Raw genomic sequence first — 17494 nt, 5'->3', positions numbered from 1 at the left:
AGGTGAACCACCCTTTGCTTGGCCATGAGCGGAATATGTCTAGGCCTTGGGAGCCAGCGCCCGCTGCAGAAACACGTATTTCATCGCCGTCTGAGCCGCTTGCGGCCGACGGTCGCCACGCCCGCCATGACCGCCTTCGGTCTCCTCGAAGAACAGGGTCCTGGCATGGCCAGCCTCCTGCAGGCGGGCAGCCATCTTGCGCGCGTGGCCCGGATGAACCCGGTCGTCCGCGGTCGAGGTAGTCAGCAGCACCGGCGGATAGGCGGCATCCGCCTTGACATGTTGATAGGGCGAGTAGGCGGAAAGCCATTTGGCGTCTTCCGGCTTTGACGGATCGCCATATTCGGCCATCCACGAAGCGCCCGGCGGCAGTTCGGTGTAGCGCAGCATGTCCAGCAGCGGAACCTCGATGATGACGGCGCCGAAAAGCTCGGGATGCTGTGTCAGGGAGGCGCCGGTCAGCAAGCCGCCATTGGAGCCGCCCTGTATGCCAAGCGAGGCAGGCGTTGCGATGCCACGCCTGACGACATCCTCAGCCACCGCGGCAAAGTCGTCGAAGCCGTTCTGGCGCTTGCCTTTGAGGGCAGCCTGGTGCCAGGCCGGGCCGAACTCGCCACCGCCGCGAATACAGGCCTGCACATAGGCATTGCCTTTCTCCAGCCACAGCCTGCCGCGCACGCCGGCATAGCCGGGCAGCAGCGGCACTTCGAAACCGCCATAGCCGTAGAGCAGCGTCGGCACCGGCCCATTCTGGTCGCGTCGCCTGACGACGAAATATGGGATCATCGTGCCGTCCTTCGAGCGTGCCTCGAACTGCTCGGAGACAAGCGGCGAGGCATCGAAGCGCGCCGGCTGCGACTTCACGGTGGCTAGCGTCTCGCCATCATCATCGGACCAGATGATCGAACTCGGTGTCAGGAAATCCGTGAAGGAAAAGGAGACGGTGGAGCCGAAATGCTCGGCATGGCTGATGCCGACCGTGCCGTTTTCAGGCAACGCAACAGGTTTCAGAGACCATGCGCCGCCCTCGCGCTCGCAAACGAGAACCTTGCCGCGGACATTGTCCATCAGGTTGATGAACAGGCGGTCCTGCGTTCTGGCGAGTCCGGCGATCGAGACGCGATGTGCCGGCGCGAGCAACGTCTCGATGGCGCCCAAACTGCCGGTTTCGATCCAGCGCGCGAAATCGAGGGAGTAGAGCCCGTCCGGCTGGCACGCCGTGCCGTCCGGCGCCGTCCATGGGCTGCGCACCCCGAACACCAGTTGATCCCTGAAGAGCGCGGTGTCGGTGATGTCGTCAGGCAGCGGAATCCGGCGGTTTTCGCCCGAAGGAAGACGCAGGAAACTGTGCGATGCGAAGAAGTTGAGTGTCCGAGCAAGAAACAGATGACGCTTCTCGCCGTCGAACTCGACGCCGGCGCCGACGGCGAGATCCTCGGTCTTTCCCTCGAAGATCGGGGTCGCCTCTTCCAGCTTGGTGCCGCGCTTCCAGAGCTTGACCACACGCGGATAGCCGGATTCGGTCTTGTCGGCCTCTTCGAAGGCGGCCGAAACGATGACCGTATCCTCGTCCAGCCAGCCAAAGCCCGATTTCGAAGCCGGCGCCTGAAAACCGCCTTCGACAAAGCACTTGGCCGCGATGTCGAACTCGCGCATCGCACTGGCATCACCTCCATCGGGCGACATCGAAACCAAGCAGCGGTTGAAATCGGGATAAAGCCTGACGGCGCCGCCGAATACCCATTTTATCCCCTCCTTCGCCGCAAGCTGGTCGAAGTCGATGATCGTTTCCCAGTCGGGCTTGTCGGTCTTGTAGGAAGCGACCGTCGTTCGGCGCCACAGGCCGAGCGCATTGGTCTTGTCCTGCCAGAAATTGTAGACATAACCGGCGATTGCCGCGCCAACCGCGATATTGTCCTCGGCCGTCATCAGGTCGAGCGCCGTCTCGAACGACGCCTGATAGGACGGATCACCCTGCAGTTCGCCAACCGTAATCTCGTTCTGGCGATGCACCCAGTCGAGCGACTGTTTGCTGGTCCTGTCTTCAAGCCACAGGAAGGGATCTTCATGAGCGGATTCTTGCTTGGCGATGGGCTTGGTCATGGAATCTCCGATTGCTTCGGCATGCAACATCGACATGCAATGTCCGATATTCAATAGCTGCGGCATATAGCAGAGGATTCAGGCCTTCCCGCGACCCACGACACTGGAGAGCGCCAGCGCAAAGCACAGCAAGCCAAGCGTGATCGGCAGGCCTGACGCGCCGAGCACATCCATGGCACCTCCCGCCACCGGCGGCACGGAAATGCCGCCGACACCCCACATCAGCGAAAAAGCAGCGTTGCCGGCGACCAGCGCCGAGCCGCTGAAACGCTCGCCGAGTTCGATAATCGACATAGTGTAGATGCCGTAGGAGACAGCGCCCCAGATGAAGATCGTCGGCCAGATCAGCGGCGTTTCGATGAGAAGCGGCAACAGCACGCATCCGAGCGTCGTGATACCGATGCAGATAAGTTGCACGAACCGTGCAGTCAGCCTTTCCGCCAGCAGACCGAGCGGCACTTGCATGGCGATGTTGCCGGCAATCATCATGGACAGCAGCGCTGACATGCGGGCTTCGGCGATGCCATAATGCATGCCATAGACCGGCAGCAGCGCCAGGGACGCCTGTTCGATCCCCGCGGCGACGACCACGGCAAACAAGAGCAGCCAGGCCAGCGGCACGAAGCTAAGGACCGAGAGCTGATGACCGGATTCGTCCACTTTCGGCAGGCGCGGCAGCACCGAGGCCAGGCAGATGCCGCAGAGAACAAAGGCGCAAATGCCGACCAGAAACGGCGACCAACCTTGCGTACCGACGGCAAGCAGGCAGAGCGGACCGGCGGCGAATCCGGCGGAAATGATCGTCGAGTAGACGCCCATGATACGCCCGCGCCGCGCCGGCGGCGCCAACGCGATCACCCAGATTTCGCTCAGCACATAGAGCGGATTGGTTACGACGCCGATCAGGAAGCGCAACGGAAACCACAGGTAGACATTCTGCGTACATCCGATCAGCGCCAGCACGACAGCCGAGAGCGCCGCGCAGGTGAGTGCAGTGCGCCCTGCTCCGAATCGCCGCGCCAGCGCCGGAATTAGCGGCGACGACAGAATGAAGCCTATCGGCGTCATAGCCGCCGACAGCCCGATCATCGCCGGCGAGACGCCTTGCCTCTGCAGGATGAAGCTCAGCAGCGGATAAGAGAGGCCCTGAGCGAGGGCGAACACGGACACGGTCGCGATCACGCCGGTGATGGCGGCCCACTCGAGGCCTTCCTGGCCCTTATCCGAACCGGTCACCATCACGCCTTGCCGCTCTGGCGCACGGACGAGCGATACAGCGCGAAGATCACCAGCAAGGCGTCGAGACCGGCGATCACCACGGGCAGCCCCAGCGGACCGATGCCCTGCATCAGCAGACCGGCGCCAGGCGGACCAACGATGCCGCCAACGCCCCATAGCAGGGCGAACGCCGCGTTGCCGGTGACCAGCAACGAGCCCCTGAAGCGGCTGCCGAGTTCGACCAGCGCCATCGTGTAAACGCCGTAACCGACCGCGCCCATCACCAGAAGCACACCCCAGATCAGAGGCGTGGTGATCAGCAGCGGGAGCAGAACGGCGCAAACGGCCGTCGCCACCGCGCAGGCCAGGATCATCGGCCGGCCACCGAAGCGTTCGGCGAGCAGGCCGAGGGGAATCTGGAAAAGGATGTTGCCCAGCGACAGCGCCATCACCAGCGCGGCGAGTACGGCCTCGGGCAGGCCGTAGCTTGTGCCGAAGACCGGGACCAGCGCGTAGGTGCTTTGCTGGACAGCGGCCGAGACCAGCACCGCCAGCAGCAGCGCCGGCGCCAACCGGGCAAAACCGACAAAGCTGCCGGCTGGCTGGCCGTCATCCTCGAAACCGGCGAGCTTCGAAGAGACAACGCGCAGGATGGCAGCGCAAAGCACGAAGCCGCCAATGCCGACGCTGAAGGGCGCCCAGCCGTCGATGCCGACAAAGGTCAGGGTGAAGGGGCCAGCCGCGTAGCCGGCGCCCATCAGCGTGTTGAACACGCCCATCACCCGACCGCGCCGCGACGGCGGCGCCAGCGACAGCGCCCAAACCTCGCCAAGGATGTAGAGCGGATTGATGACCAAACCGATGATGGAGCGGATGACGTACCAGGCAACCCAGTTCTGCAGATAGCCGATACCCAGGAAGCACAGTGCTCCGATCAGCGAGCATACGACGGCCAGGTTTCGCGCACCGACCAGCCGAACCGCCGCCGGCACGAAGGAAGCCGAAAGGATCAGCCCCAGAGGCATCATCGCCGCCGACAGGCCGATCAGGCCTGGCGACATGCCTTGCTTCTGCATCAGGAGCGTGAACAGCGGCGAGCTCAGCCCTTGCGCCGCCCCGAACATGGCCAATGCGGCGGTGACGCCCGCGAGCGCCGCCCATTGCGTTCCCGCTTCGCCTTCGCTCGAGCCGGTCGCGACCATGCTGTCATTCCATGTGAGGGTGCCGGCTGACCTCCTGGCCGGCAAGGGTCATCAGCTACTGGTTCGCTCGCAGGAAAGAAAGGGCCGGCAGGCGAAATCCGCTTGCGCCAACGGCCCGTCCAGAGATGGCGGGCAGGAACGGACGGCAGGTTCCAGGCCGCCGGCGCTATGGGAAATAACGGGCGATCGCGCCCTTCTTGCCATCGGCATAAGGCTTCAGCCATTTGTCGTCGGTGGAAAGCCCGTCATCGTCGGAAGGACCCTTGCCGATCGTCCTGCGCCAGGCGCGGAACTTGTAGTGGTCGAAGACGTCGAGCACGTGCACCGCATAGGCGGCCGCAAACGTCTTGTCGCCTTCGACGATCACCAGGTTCTCGTCGTTTTCGTAGGAGGCCTTGTAGCCAAGATTGTGGCTGCCGGTGACGACGGTGGCGTTGTCCTCCATCGGGTCGATGATGACGATCTTGTCGTGCACGATCGCGTGGCCGACGGTCAGCACCTCGGCCTGGAAGTCGCGGGCGATCGTAGCGCCGGTCAGGTTCGCCGCCCGCACGATGGAGACGTTCGGAGCCTCCCAGACCTTTTCCGGATAGACGAAGGGCGCCTTGCCGTCCTTGTTCGATTTATGGGTGACCGGATCCTTGGTCGGCGCGACATAGTTGGGCATGGCCTTTTCGTCGCTTATCGCGCCTTGCACGATCAGCTTCGGATCGGCCTTCGCCGCCGCGACCGCCTGGTCGACGATCGAGTTCTCGCCGAGCAGCGACGGGTTGAAGACCAGGAAAAGCATCGCCCGTTTCGCCGCCCTGATGCGGGCGAAGACATCCTCGAGGTCCACCGGCCGCACCGAGATATCCTTCTTGTTGCGGTCGGGATCGTTCGGCGAAAACCAGACCGTCATGCCATCCAGCGCCTTGGTGGCGCCGTTCAGCGGATTTGGAATATGGTTCTCCTTGCGAAACGGCACGCCTTGCGTCTGCGCGACGTGGCCGGGAGCGCTTTCCGAGGCCGGCGGTGGAAACACATCGGTTTTCATCCGCTGCCAATAGGCGTCGAAGATTTCGGCCATCGCCGGATCTTCACGGATGAAGGCGTTGTTGGATTGCCCGCAAATGCCGGTCGACGTCCAGTTGGTACTGCCGGTCATCACCGCTTGCGGCTTTCCCTGGGCGTCGCGGTAGACGGCAAACTTGTTATGGCCGATATGGTTGTTGTTGAAGAGGCGGTCCGTCACCACAATGCCCGCGTCGTGCAGGCGCTTCCTGTAGGGCGCATTGCCGGCATCCCAGGCCCCGGTCTGGTCGTCCTTGCCCGAATTGGAAAGAATGACCTCGACGACATCCTTGGCGGCGATAATGGCGTCGCACAGCTCGTCGTCGCCAAGCTCGTATAGCGCGAGCCTGACGGTGCCGCCGTCAGTCCTGGCGCGCTTCAACAGACTGGTCAGCACATCAGGCACATCGCCGTGAAGATAGGCGCGTATCTTGCTGGTCGGGTCCTCCAGCACCGCCCTGATCTTGTCGCGCTGCCCGACCTTGATGCCGGCTTCCGCCAGTGCGTGCGACATCCATTGCGTCGACAGCACGCCGTTGGTGAACGCCACGCGCGCCTTGCCGAACATCTGTCCCAGGAAGATCGGTGGGCTGACCGCGCCCTGGCCGAGATAACCCAGCGGCCGCGCCGGCCCGGTGTAGGCAGGCTTGCCGTCGACGACCTGCTCGGGTCGCACCGGCACTGGATCAAGACCGGGCTTCATGTCGCCCACCGGACGCACCCGATAGGCGATCAATTCGCCGTCAGGCCTGACATCGATACTGTCGCGGCGCCGCCGCACGGTGAGATCGCGCCAGAAGGTCTTTTGCACCGGCCACACGCCGGTATCCTGGGGGATCCATCGCGGATTGCGCTGGCCCTTGAAAGGTACCCAGGACGCCAGGCAACGCTCTTCGCCTGTATCGGGATAAAGGCGAACGATCTCGAAACCGAGGCAGCCCGGTATCATCCCGTCCATATCCCAGGAAAGGAACGCGACTTCGTTGTTGGTCGCGGCACGCACCTTGACGACATCAGGCATGGGCTGTCCCTCCAAAGACGTTCGGGCGCCAAAGTATACCAGAAGTAAAAGACGGTACTGTAACGCGCGCGGCGTCGGCATCCATTCATCCGGCCGCGTTCAGCACTTGCCGGTGTGTCATGGTGACAGGGCGAGCCACCGCCACGCGGATGCCGTTCGGGCATGTCGCTTCCCTCGCTCTAGTGGTCGCCGCCTCCGCAATGGCAGGACGGCCGCCGGTCCATTATGCCGCCCACTTTCGCATCCTACGAGGCTCTCCATGACCGCCGCCCTTCAACCCGTCGAATCGGCTCCGGCAACCGATCGCGCCCGCCGTGGCGGCCGCGCCGGAAAGCGCGCCGGTGGCTCGGCCGCGTTCGAGCAGCCGGCTTTCCGCCAGCTGAAAAATCCGTTGACGCCGACCAGTCTGGTGTCCGAGGACGAGTTGGAATCGATCCACCTCGCCTCCCTGCGCGTGCTCAGGGAGATCGGGGTCGACGTCCTGCACGACGAAGCCCGAAACATCATGAAGGCGCATGGCGCCGATGTGCGCGAGGGCTCGGAGCGCGTGCGCTTCGACAGCGACATGATCCTGGAGCTGGTGTCGAACTGCCCGTCCGAATTTACCATTCATGCCCGCAACCCCGCGCACAATGTGCGCTTTGGCGGCAACAACCTGATCATCTCGATGATGGCATCGGCGCCCAATTGCTCCGACATCGATCGCGGCCGCCGGCCAGGCAACCAGCAGGACTACCGCAACTTCCTGCGCCTGGCGCAGATGCACAACATACTGAACTGCACCGGCGGTTACCCGGTCGAGCCGACGGATATCCATCCGTCGGTCCGCCACCTCGAATGTGTCCGCGACCTCGCCACGCTGACCGACAAGGTGTTCCACATCTATTCGCTCGGCAAGGAGCGCAATGTCGACGGCATCGAGATCACCCGCATCGCGCGTGGCATCAGCCACGAGCAGATGCTGGCGGAGCCGTCGGTTTTCACCATCATCAACACCAATTCCCCGCTCAAGCTCGATGTGCCGATGATGGAAGGCATCATCCAGATGTCTAGCAAGGGCCAAGTCGTCATCGTCACGCCCTTCACCCTGTCGGGCGCCATGGCGCCCGTCACCATCGCCGGTGCGCTGGTGCAGCAGAATGCCGAGGCGCTGTCCGGCATCGCCTTCGCCCAGATGGTCAGGAAGGGTGCACCGGTCGGCTATGGCGGCTTCACTTCCAATGTCGACATGAAGTCCGGCTCACCGGCCTTCGGCACGCCGGAATACATGAAGGCACAGCTAGTCGGTGGGCAGCTCGCCCGCCGCTACAACATCCCCTACCGCACCTCCAACACCTGCGCCGCCAACACGGTCGACGCGCAGGCGGCCTATGAGAGCGTGTTCTCGCTGTGGGGCGCCGTCCAGGGCGGTGGCAATCTGATGATGCACGCGGCCGGCTGGCTGGAAGGCGGCCTGCGCTGCTCCTACGAAAAAACCATTCTGGACATCGACCTGTTGCAGATGGTGGCCGAATTCCTGACCCCGCTCGACCTGTCGGAAGAGGCGCTTGGCTTCGATGCCATCCAGTCGGTCGGCCCCGGTGGCCACTTCTTCGGCACCCAGCACACGCAGGATCGTTACAAGACCGCGTTCTATTCGCCGATCCTGTCGGACTGGCGCAATTTCGAGACTTGGGCCGAAGCCGGCTCGCCGACCGCGCTGGAAAAGGCCAACAAGGTCTGGAAGGAGCGTCTGGCCTCCTATGACGAGCCTTACATGGACCCGGCGATCCGCGAGGAACTCAACGCCTTTGTCGCGAAGCGCACGGCCGAAGGCGGCGCGCCGACCGACTTTTGATCAATGTTGTTGATGAACAGTCGACCCCCACTCCGTCGAGCTACGCTCGACACCTCTCCCCCGATCGACGGGGTAGAGGAAGGGCGCGCCGCGATTCCAGCCGGCACCTTTCCTCTCCCTCCGGAGGGGGGAGAGGTGGCGCCGCGAAGCGGCGACGGAGTGGGGGAAGGCGCTCCCCGAGCGCGCAGCCGCCGCAAAACTGGTACAACACATCGAGCGCGTAAACTCCGACAAGCGGGCAATCAGGCTGAGGCATTGCTGTGGCTTGAACTGAAGGCGCGCAAGCTTGGTGGCTATCGCTTCACGCGTCAGCTCTCTATTGGCCCATTCTTTGCTGACTTCGCCTGCCGCGAAAAATGGCTTGTCATCGAAGTTGACGGACAGCAGCACGCCCACAGTCCCTATGGCCGTCGCCGCGACGATTTCATGCGCGCCCAAGGCTATTCCATCCTGCGTGTCTGGAGCCACGATGTCCTGAAACATCGTACTTCCGTCTGTGAAACCATCCTTGCCGCGCTTGATGGCAGGCTCTCCGAAAACATCGCCGTATCCGACCTCCGCTTTGTTTTCACGCCCAACTCATTCGATTCAATATCTTCAAAAACGGAACTATCTTCATGAAATCCCATGTAAAAGCGGTTGTCATTGGCGGCGGCGTCGTCGGCTGCTCGGTTCTCTATCACCTGGCCAAGGCCGGCTGGACCGACATCATGCTGATCGAGCGCTCGGAGCTCACCTCCGGCTCGTCGTGGCATGCGGCCGGTGGCTTCCATACGCTGAACGGCGATCCCAACGTCGCCAAGCTGCAGGCCTACACGGTCCAGCTCTACAAGGAGATCGAGGAGATATCCGGCCAGTCCTGCTCGCTGCACCTGACCGGCGGCGTGATGATGGCCGATACGCCCGAGCGCATGGACTTCCTGCGGCTTGCCCACGCCAAGGGCCGCTATCTCGGCATGGACACCGAACTGATCACGCCATCCGAAGCCAAGGCAATGTTCCCGCTGATGGACGAGACCAATTTCGTCGGCGCCATGTGGGACCCGGTCGAAGGCCATCTCGACCCCTCCGGCACCACCATCGCCTACTCCAAGGCGGCGAAGAAACTCGGCGCCGAGATCGTGCTGCGCAACCGCGTCGTCGACCTGACGCAGCAGCCCGACGGCACCTGGAACGTCGTCACCGAACAGGGCACGGTCCACGCCGAGCATGTCGTCAATTGCGGCGGTCTGTGGGCGCGCGAGATCGGCCGCATGGTCGGCGTCGAGTTGCCGGTGCTGGCCATGGAGCACATGTACCTGCTCACCGAGCCGATGCCGGAGGTCGAGGAATTCAACAAGTCGACCGGCCGCGAGATGATCGGTGTGCTTGATTTCAAGGGCGAGATCTACACCCGCCAGGAACGCAACGGCATCCTGCTCGGTACCTATGAGAAGGCCTGCAAGCCGTGGTCGCCGGTCAACACGCCATGGGATTTCGGCCACGAACTGCTGGCGCCGGATCTCGACCGCATCGCGCCGTCGCTGGAGATCGGCTTCAAGCACTTCCCGGGCATCGAAAAGGCCGGCATCAAGCAGATCATCAATGGCCCCTTCACCTTCGCGCTCGACGGCAACCCGCTGGTCGGCCCCGTGCAGGGCCTGACCAATTTCTGGTGCGCCTGCGCCGTCATGGCCGGCTTCAGCCAGGGCGGCGGCGTCGGCCTCGCTCTGTCCAACTGGATGGTGCACGGCGATCCGGGCTTCGACGTCTGGGGCATGGATGTCGCCCGCTTCGGCGAATGGGCCGGCCTGCGTTACACCAACGCCAAGGTGCGCGAGAACTATTCGCGCCGCTTCTCGATCCGCTTTCCCAATGAGGAACTGCCGGCCGCCCGCCCCGCACAAACGACGCCACTCTACGACACGATGCTGGCCAACAACGCCGTGATGGGCGACTCATGGGGCCTCGAGACCCCGCTGTGGTTCGCGCCCAAGGGCAAGGAGCCGAAAGACATCGTCTCTTTCCACCGCTCCAACGACTTTGGGCCGATCGGCGAGGAAGTGCGCGCCACGCGCGAGCGCGTCGGCGTCACCGAAATCGCCAACTTCGCCAAATACGAAGTGTCGGGACCGGGCGCGGAAGAGTTCCTCAACCGGCTAATGACCAACCGCATGCCGAAGACCGGCCGCATCGTGCTGACGCCGATGCTCAATGAATTCGGCAAGCTCATCGGCGACTTCACCATCGCCAAGGCCGGTGAGGACCGCTTCATGATCTGGGGTTCTTCCGCCGCGCAGAAATATCACATGCGCTGGTTCGAGAAGCACCTGCCGAAGGACGGTTCTGTCCGCATTCACCGCTTCGACCAGACGCTGGTCGGCCTGTCGATCGCCGGGCCGAAGTCGCGTGAACTGTTGCAGAAGCTGGTGGATGTCGACATCTCGACCAAGGCTTTCCGCTTCATGGACTTCCGCGAAATGGCGGTCGGCGGCGCGCCGTGCCTGGTCAACCGCATCACCTACACCGGCGACCTCGGCTACGAAATCTGGATGGCGCCGGCCTATGAGCGGCTGGTCTACAAGGCGATCAAGGATGCCGGCGAGGAATTCGGCCTGGTCGATTTCGGCATGCGCGCGCTTCTGTCGATGCGCCTGGAAAAGAACTTCCCGACCTGGTTCCGCGAGTTGCGGCCGATCTACGGGCCGTTCGAAGGCTCGATGGACCGCTTCATCAAGCTCGAGAAGAACGATTTCATCGGCCGCGAAGCCGCTGCCAAGGAACAGGCCGAAGGCCCAAAACTGCGCCGCGTCTCCTTCATCGTCGACGCAGCGGACGCCGACGTGATGGGCGACGAGCCGATCTGGGCCAAGGTCAGCAAGGATTACGGCACTGTTGAAAAGCCGCATGGCTATGGCGCGCCGCGCTTCGACACTTCAGGCAACGAAATACGTGGCTCAAAGGCCGCCGAAGGTGCGTCCGCCGTGCGCGGCATCGCCGACGGCGACTGGCGTGTGGTCGGCTGGGTGACGTCGGGCGGCTATGCCCATTACGTGGAGAAGTCGATGGCGCAGGGCTATGTGCCGGCGGCCCTCGCCGAGGATGAAAGCGCTGGACTGTTCGAGATCGAGATTCTTGGTCACCGGCGCCCGGCTCGCATCAATGTCGAGGCGCCCTTCGACCCAAGCGGCGAGAAGATGCGGACCTGAGGTTTCGGCCATGGACAGCGCGGCGCCAAAGGGGAGCTTCGGCCGCCATCGCAAGATCATGCCGTTTGTATCAGGCTCGACCGAAGCGTTGCGTGACGCTTCCCGCGAGAAGGCGGCGTCGCTCAACCAGCATGTGCTCGGCTACGGCGCGGTAGCCGAAGCCGAGTGGGCCGCGGCAGGCATCGCCGCGCCCGACCTGCCGGCGATGCGCCAGTACCGGCTTGGGCGCATCCGGGCGGAGCTGAAGCGCCGCGGCTATGCCGGCGCCCTGCTCTACGACCCCGTAAACATCCGCTACGCGACCGACAGTACGAACATGCAGCTGTGGGTCGCGCACAACCCGACCCGGCACTGCTTCGTCGCCACCGAAGGTCCGGTGGTGCTGTTCGACTATTTTTCCTGCGAGCATCTGTCGGACCATTCCGGCGTCGTCGATGAAGTCCGTCCCGCCATTTCATGGATGTATCTCTATGGCGGCGAACTGACGGAGCAGAAGGTTCGCCGCTGGGCCGCCGGCATCGCCGATCTGGTCCGGGAACATGGCGGCGGCAACAGCCGCATCGCCGTCGACCACGTCAACCCTGAAGGCGTCGAAGAACTCCACCGCCTCGGCATTTCCATCGGCAACGGCGAAGCAGTGATGGAAAACGCCCGCCTGATCAAATCGCCGGACGAGATCCTCGCCATGCGCCGCGCCATCGTCGCTTGCGAGGCGGCGATGGGCGAAATGGAACAGGCGCTTAAGCCCGGCATCTCCGAGAACGAATTATGGGCCGAACTGCATCGCGGCAACATCGCGCGCGGCGGCGAATGGATCGAGACCCGACTGCTCACATCAGGCCCGCGCACCAATCCTTGGTTCCAGGAATGCTCGTCACGCAAGATTGAATCAGGCGACCTCGTCGCCTTCGACACCGACCTGATCGGCCCTTACGGCTTCTGCGCCGACCTGTCGCGTACCTGGCTTTGTGGAAGTACAAAGCCGACTAATGAACAACGCGACCTGTTCCGCATCGCCGCCGATCAGATCGAGCACAACGCCGAACTGATGCAGCCCGGCGTCTCGTTCCGCGACCTTGTCGAACGCTCGGCGGTGCCGCCGGACGATTGTTTTCCGACCCGCTACGGCGTGCTCTATCACGGTGTCGGTCTTGCTGATGAGTACCCGACCCTGCCGCATGCCAGTGACTGGACATCCGATACGCCCGACGGCGTGCTGGAACCGGACATGGTTCTGTGTGTGGAGAGCTATATCGGCCGGCTCGGCGGCCACGAGGGCGTCAAGATTGAAGAGCAGATCCTGATCACCGAGACCGGTAACGAGCAGCTTTCAACCTACCCGTTGGATGCGAGGTTGCTCGGCTAGCCCGGCAAGGGCTTCGCGCATGGCCTTGACCGTGCTCTCCGGCGTGGTCCTGGCGGTGATGAACGGCAGGCCCTTGCGCCGCCTTGTCCAGCCAACGACTTCCACGGCTTTCGCCGCCGGCTCGAAACGCCGCGCCAGCGCCCAGCTTTCGCAATCGATCGCGGCGACATCCGCTTTGCCCTCGGCAACAGCGACGATCGAGTCGCGATGGCCGCCGCTCTCGCTGCGCGATGAAAAGATGTCGAGGCTTTCGCCGGCCGCTTCCAGGTCGCGCGTCAGTGCGATGATACCAGACATCGAATCGGGGCTGTTGAAGGTGAAGCGCCTGCCCCGGATGAGGTCAAGTGGCAGCAAGGCCTTGCCGTCGGCGGGCGACCGGACCTCCGGACCCTCGCCTGTCCGCATCACCAGCGCGCTCGAATAAAGCTCGCCCTGCCCGCCCTCGCAGGCGTCATAGCTCGGCTGGCCGACGACCTGCACATGGCTCGACAGGCCAAGCTCCATCGGACCCCAGCAGGTCTGCGCGAACAGCAGCGCAGGATGCAGCCAGAGCTTGTGAAAATCGAGTTCATCCGGCGGCAAGGTCGCGGGATCGGGCGCGATGAGTTGACCTTCGCCATCCCGAATGCCGCCTGGCATGGGCGGCAGGTCGCCATTGCGGCGCACGATGGATTGCGGCGCGTCGATCCCCTTGCGCCGGAAAGCATCGCGCAACAACGTCCATTGAGCGTCGACCTCGTCGCGCGCTTCGGGCCAGTCATACATCGGCAACGCCGCAATCAATTCGCTCATGGCGATATCAAACCACCCTGTCCGGAAAAAGGATCGCAAAAACGCGGCGTCCAATCAGGATTGGCCGACACGGCATCCATGCTGTCGGCGGATACTATTCCTTGGGGGGCTCGGCCGGGACCGGCAGCGTGCCAAGCCCGTTGATGCTGCGTGCCCTGACGCGCGGCTTGAATGCCCTGCCCGGCTCCGGCGCGCGCCGCAGCACCGGGTGCACGATCGGCTCCTTGGCCTTGAAGGCAAAGGCTTTGACCAGCGCGAAATAGTTCGGGTAGGCATAGCCATTGTTCATCCGCAGCCACTCGTCGCGGCGGTCACGAAACAGCTTCGGCAATTGATACCATGCGACCGTCGGGCTCTTGTGGTGGACGAAATGCAGATTGTTGTTGAGGAACAGGTACGACAGCGGCGAGCGCTCGACGATCACCGTGCGGCCTTCCGGGTGCTCCGACCACTGATGCTCGGCATAGGTGCGGATCGAGATCAGCGACTGGCCGAGCCAGACCGGCACCAGCACATAGAGCCAAACCGGCATGCCGAACCCGAACTGCACAACCGGCAGAACCATGGCCAGGCCGATCGCATGCAGCAGCCAGGCCTTGCGGATCGCCTTGTCTCCAGCGATCACCTGCTTGGCGTCATCGATGAAGAAGCCGATGCAGGACAGCCACGGGCCAAGCACCAGGCGACCAGCCATCGTGTTGTTGATCTTGAGCAGGAATTTCATCAACGGCGGCATTTCTTCATGCATCCAGAGCGCCTGGTAATAGCTCTCCGGATCGTCCAAAGGATCGGTCAGCCGCTCGTCGGCATGGTGGCGCAGGTGAATGGTCTTGAAGCGGCGGAACGGCCAGGCAAGACCGATCGGGAGGAAGACAAAGGCTTCGTTTACCAAGGCGTTGCGGGTCGGGTGACCATGCAGCACCTCGTGCATGATCGAAGACTGCAGTGCCAGCGTGAAGGCCAGGGCGATCAGTGCGAGGATCGGATAGGATGGCCAGAGGAAGAGTCCGGCGGCGAACCATGTGCCGTAGCAGAAGAAAGCGAGGACCACGGTCGGCCATTCGATGGCCGGTTTGCTGCTTCGACGAACGCTCTTGCCTGGTATGCTTGCCATGCTATCGACCACTGCCCTCCAGTCGTCGGAACCCCAACTGGTTCCTGACAGCATTGTGTCAGGAGACGTGATTCCACTCAACGCGACAAAGTGCACAAAATGTTGCGTCTGCGCATTTTTGGCGGCATATGTTGTACATTGTAAACAGTATCAAGGATTCATTTACGCCTGGAGTGCCGCTTAAACCACTTCGACGCAAAATTTTCCTTCCAAAGCATGGAGTGAGAGGATGGATAAACGTGATCTCTCGGCGCTCTTTCGAGAGCGTCTGAAGCTGCTCCTGACACGATCCAACCTCAACCAGTCGGCCTTCGCGTCAGCTGTCGGTATCGACCGGTCGGCGCTTTCCCAACTGCTTTCGGGTGTCTCGACCCGCCTGCCACGCGCCGAAACGCTGCTCAACATCGCCGCCGAATTCAAGGTGTCGCTGGACTGGCTGCTTGGCCTCAGTCAGGACGAGGGCTTGACCGGCGAAATCCGCGAGAGCCTCGAGATCGAGGAAGCGCCCGACGGCTTCGACCGAACGCTGCTCGCCAAATGGTTTGCCGAAGCCGCCGGTACCAAGATCCGTTATGTGCCGGCCGGCATTCCCGATCTTCTGCGCACCCACGCGCTGGTCGACTACGAGGCCAACATCACCAACAGGAGCCGCCTGGCGCAGGCCAGCGAAACCCGATACCGCATCGAATACAACCGGCGCCCGGAAACCGACATGGAAGTCTGCATGCCGCGCCACACGCTGGAAATCTTCGCCCGCGGCCTCGGTGTGTGGGACCGCTTCCCCGCCGCCGACCGCCAGCAGCAACTCGCCCACATGGCGACACTCCTCGACGACCTTTATCCGACTTTCCGTCTGTTCCTCTATGACGGCCGCATGCGCTATTCCATCCCGCTCACCATCTTCGGCCCCTATCGCGCCGCCATTTATGTCGGCGACATGTATGTGGTGCTGAACGCCACGCAGCCGGTCCAGGCCCTGACCCAGCATTTCGACAACCTGATCCGCGCCGCCGACGTCAATCCGCACGAGGCGGCCGCCTTCGCGCGCAATCTGGCCGGCATGTCATTCCCATCCGGCTCTGTCTGATCCACGGCAATCGACGTCACCCGTCGGGCCTTTGGCCATCAATGGCGGGATCTGCACAGATATGGAGGCCCAGATCACCGCTGCCGTGTGATCAAGGTTTCAGCAGGCATCGCGTGAACGCTATTTCATTGACTGGACATAAAGACTTTTTTATATCCTTATTCGAATTCAAAACACGAAAGCCAATCCGATGACGACGACCAACCCCATTGACGCACTGCTGGCGGAAAAGGGCGTGCTGCTGGCTGATGGCGCTACGGGCACCAATTTGTTCGCCATGGGTCTGGAGGCCGGCGAGGCGCCGGAACTGCTGAATGAAACCGCGCCCGACACCATCACCAGCCTGCACCAGAATTTCGTCGACGCCGGCGCCGACATCATCCTGACCAACTCCTTCGGCGGCACCCGCCACCGGCTCAAGCTCCACCATGCGCAGGACCGCGTCCATGCTCTGAACAAGCGCGCCGCCGAAATCGCCCGTGCCGTCGCCGACAAGGCCGGCCGCAAGGTGATCGTTGCCGGTTCGGTCGGCCCGACCGGCGAACTGCTGGTGCCGCTTGGCGCCATGACCTATGACGAGGCGGTCGACGCCTTCGCCGAGCAGATCGAGGGTCTCAAGGAAGGCGGTGCCGAAGTCGCCTGGATCGAGACGATGTCGGCGCCCGACGAGATCCGCGCCGCCGCCGAGGCCGCCATCCGCGTCGGCCTGCCCTACACCTATACCGGCTCGTTCGACACCGCCGGCCGCACCATGATGGGTCTGCTGCCGAAGGACATCCACGGCGTCGCCGACGGCCTGTCGCAAGCACCGCTCGGCGTTGGCGCCAATTGCGGTGTCGGCGCCTCCGATATCCTGGCCTCGTTGCTCGACATGACCGAGGCGAAGCCGGAGGCGACTGTCATCGTCAAGGGCAATTGCGGCATCCCCGAATTCCGTGGCACCGAGATCCACTATTCCGGCACGCCGGAACTGATGGCCGACTATGTCCGGCTCGCCGTGGATAGCGGCGCGAAAATCATCGGCGGCTGCTGCGGCACCTCGTTCCAGCATCTTGCCGCGATGCGCAAGGCGCTCGATGCCCACACACGGGCGGATCGTCCGACGGTCGAAAAAATCGTCGAGCGCATCGGCCCTATGCGCAACAAGGTGGCGACGGCAAACACCGCCGAGACCAGCGAATCCCGCCGCGAGCGGCGGCGCACCCGCGCCTGACGCGAATTCCTTCGCGGTTATTCGCTGTTTTCGGCGTAGCTCGACTGCGCCGACTTGAAATCGACAACGTTGTCGCCGCGCATTGTCGCCAGCGCGCCTGACGCGCCCGGATCGGTAATCTGCTCCAGCATGGCGCGGAAGCGGTCGTTGGTCAGCGCCGACATGGCGGTGTGGCGCGCCTGCGCGACATCATCGCCGATGCGCTGGGATTCCGCCGACGGGACTGATGAAACCGCCGAAGCGTCGCGTGCCGGCGGAGTCGAGTTGGCGATGGTTGTGATCTGCAATTCCGGCTCCCTC

At 63.2% G+C, this 17494-nt stretch carries 13 protein-coding genes; 6 read left to right on the top strand and 7 right to left on the bottom strand.

All coding sequences use genetic code 11. The features are described from left to right. Nucleotides 1-39: 39 nt before the first annotated feature. From LB556_RS20785 to LB556_RS20770, 4 genes are all read right to left on the bottom strand, one after another. On the bottom strand, nucleotides 40-2103 hold the full coding sequence (locus tag LB556_RS20785; RefSeq protein WP_224569602.1) for a prolyl oligopeptidase family serine peptidase: 2064 nt from the start codon (nucleotides 2101-2103) through the stop codon (nucleotides 40-42). 78 nt (nucleotides 2104-2181) lie between these two features. Then, on the bottom strand, nucleotides 2182-3342 hold the full coding sequence (locus LB556_RS20780; RefSeq protein ID WP_224569601.1) for an MFS transporter: 1161 nt from the start codon (nucleotides 3340-3342) through the stop codon (nucleotides 2182-2184). Continuing rightward, entirely contained in the window at nucleotides 3342-4523 is a 1182-nt protein-coding gene (locus tag LB556_RS20775) for an MFS transporter (protein ID WP_224569600.1), read from the bottom strand. Before LB556_RS20775 ends, LB556_RS20780 begins: the two co-directional genes overlap by 1 nt. A gap of 166 nt (nucleotides 4524-4689) precedes the next feature. Next, nucleotides 4690-6597, bottom strand: a complete 1908-nt coding sequence (locus LB556_RS20770; protein ID WP_224569599.1) for a phospholipase D-like domain-containing protein — start codon at nucleotides 6595-6597, stop codon at nucleotides 4690-4692. A 259-nt stretch (nucleotides 6598-6856) separates the two neighbouring features. Between LB556_RS20770 and LB556_RS20765 the strand changes: the two genes are divergently transcribed. From LB556_RS20765 to LB556_RS20750, 4 genes are all read left to right on the top strand, one after another. After that, complete coding sequence (locus LB556_RS20765; RefSeq protein WP_224569598.1) at nucleotides 6857-8434, top strand: trimethylamine methyltransferase family protein; 1578 nt, start codon at nucleotides 6857-6859, stop codon at nucleotides 8432-8434. A 135-nt stretch (nucleotides 8435-8569) separates the two neighbouring features. Next, entirely contained in the window at nucleotides 8570-9055 is a 486-nt protein-coding gene (locus LB556_RS20760) for an endonuclease domain-containing protein (protein WP_224569597.1), read from the top strand. After that, nucleotides 9052-11622, top strand: coding sequence for an FAD-dependent oxidoreductase (locus LB556_RS20755; RefSeq protein ID WP_224569596.1), 2571 nt, complete (start codon nucleotides 9052-9054; stop codon nucleotides 11620-11622). Before LB556_RS20760 ends, LB556_RS20755 begins: the two co-directional genes overlap by 4 nt. A 10-nt stretch (nucleotides 11623-11632) precedes the next feature. Further along, nucleotides 11633-12988, top strand: coding sequence for a M24 family metallopeptidase (locus LB556_RS20750; RefSeq protein ID WP_224569595.1), 1356 nt, complete (start codon nucleotides 11633-11635; stop codon nucleotides 12986-12988). On the opposite strand, the gene LB556_RS20745 is transcribed toward LB556_RS20750, so the two are convergent. Together LB556_RS20745 and LB556_RS20740 are read right to left on the bottom strand one after the other, a co-directional pair. Then, complete coding sequence (locus tag LB556_RS20745; RefSeq protein ID WP_224569594.1) at nucleotides 12953-13780, bottom strand: phosphate/phosphite/phosphonate ABC transporter substrate-binding protein; 828 nt, start codon at nucleotides 13778-13780, stop codon at nucleotides 12953-12955. The genes LB556_RS20750 and LB556_RS20745 overlap by 36 nt on opposite strands. A gap of 94 nt (nucleotides 13781-13874) precedes the next feature. Further along, on the bottom strand, nucleotides 13875-14894 hold the full coding sequence (locus LB556_RS20740; RefSeq protein WP_224569593.1) for a fatty acid desaturase: 1020 nt from the start codon (nucleotides 14892-14894) through the stop codon (nucleotides 13875-13877). A 229-nt stretch (nucleotides 14895-15123) separates the two neighbouring features. Here LB556_RS20740 and LB556_RS20735 point away from each other — a divergent pair, with 229 nt between their 5' ends. Continuing rightward, nucleotides 15124-15981 carry a helix-turn-helix domain-containing protein gene (locus tag LB556_RS20735; RefSeq protein ID WP_224569592.1) on the top strand — a complete coding sequence of 286 codons (858 nt, stop codon included), beginning with the start codon at nucleotides 15124-15126 and terminating at the stop codon, nucleotides 15979-15981. Between the two features lie 190 nt (nucleotides 15982-16171). Then, entirely contained in the window at nucleotides 16172-17194 is a 1023-nt protein-coding gene (bmt, locus tag LB556_RS20730; protein ID WP_224569591.1) for a betaine--homocysteine S-methyltransferase, read from the top strand. Nucleotides 17195-17211: 17 nt separating this feature from the next. Here the strand turns inward: bmt and LB556_RS20725 are convergent, their stop codons facing one another. Then, nucleotides 17212-17481 (bottom strand): hypothetical protein, encoded by a 270-nt coding sequence (locus LB556_RS20725; protein WP_224569590.1) that lies wholly within the window; start codon nucleotides 17479-17481, stop codon nucleotides 17212-17214. Between the last annotated feature and the right edge of the window lie 13 nt (nucleotides 17482-17494).

Origin of the sequence: Mesorhizobium sp. ES1-4 (assembly GCF_020164745.1) — a bacterium.
Lineage (GTDB): Bacteria > Pseudomonadota > Alphaproteobacteria > Rhizobiales > Rhizobiaceae > Mesorhizobium.
Note: the sequence above shows the minus strand (reverse complement) of the source record. Positions and strands in the feature narration are given on the sequence as shown.

Bases quoted from the DNA above. Each gene is read 5' to 3' on its own strand.
- bmt (WP_224569591.1), top strand. From the start codon at position 16,172: ATGACGACGACCAACCCCATTGACGCACTGCTGGCGGAAAAGGGCGTG.
- LB556_RS20765 (WP_224569598.1), top strand. From the start codon at position 6,857: ATGACCGCCGCCCTTCAACCCGTCGAATCGGCTCCGGCAACCGATCGC.
- LB556_RS20735 (WP_224569592.1), top strand. From the start codon at position 15,124: ATGGATAAACGTGATCTCTCGGCGCTCTTTCGAGAGCGTCTGAAGCTG.
- LB556_RS20755 (WP_224569596.1), top strand. From the start codon at position 9,052: ATGAAATCCCATGTAAAAGCGGTTGTCATTGGCGGCGGCGTCGTCGGC.
- LB556_RS20740 (WP_224569593.1), bottom strand. From the start codon at position 14,894: ATGGCAAGCATACCAGGCAAGAGCGTTCGTCGAAGCAGCAAACCGGCC.
- LB556_RS20785 (WP_224569602.1), bottom strand. From the start codon at position 2,103: ATGACCAAGCCCATCGCCAAGCAAGAATCCGCTCATGAAGATCCCTTC.
- LB556_RS20750 (WP_224569595.1), top strand. From the start codon at position 11,633: ATGGACAGCGCGGCGCCAAAGGGGAGCTTCGGCCGCCATCGCAAGATC.
- LB556_RS20780 (WP_224569601.1), bottom strand. From the start codon at position 3,342: ATGGTGACCGGTTCGGATAAGGGCCAGGAAGGCCTCGAGTGGGCCGCC.
- LB556_RS20770 (WP_224569599.1), bottom strand. From the start codon at position 6,597: ATGCCTGATGTCGTCAAGGTGCGTGCCGCGACCAACAACGAAGTCGCG.
- LB556_RS20775 (WP_224569600.1), bottom strand. From the start codon at position 4,523: ATGGTCGCGACCGGCTCGAGCGAAGGCGAAGCGGGAACGCAATGGGCG.
- LB556_RS20745 (WP_224569594.1), bottom strand. From the start codon at position 13,780: ATGAGCGAATTGATTGCGGCGTTGCCGATGTATGACTGGCCCGAAGCG.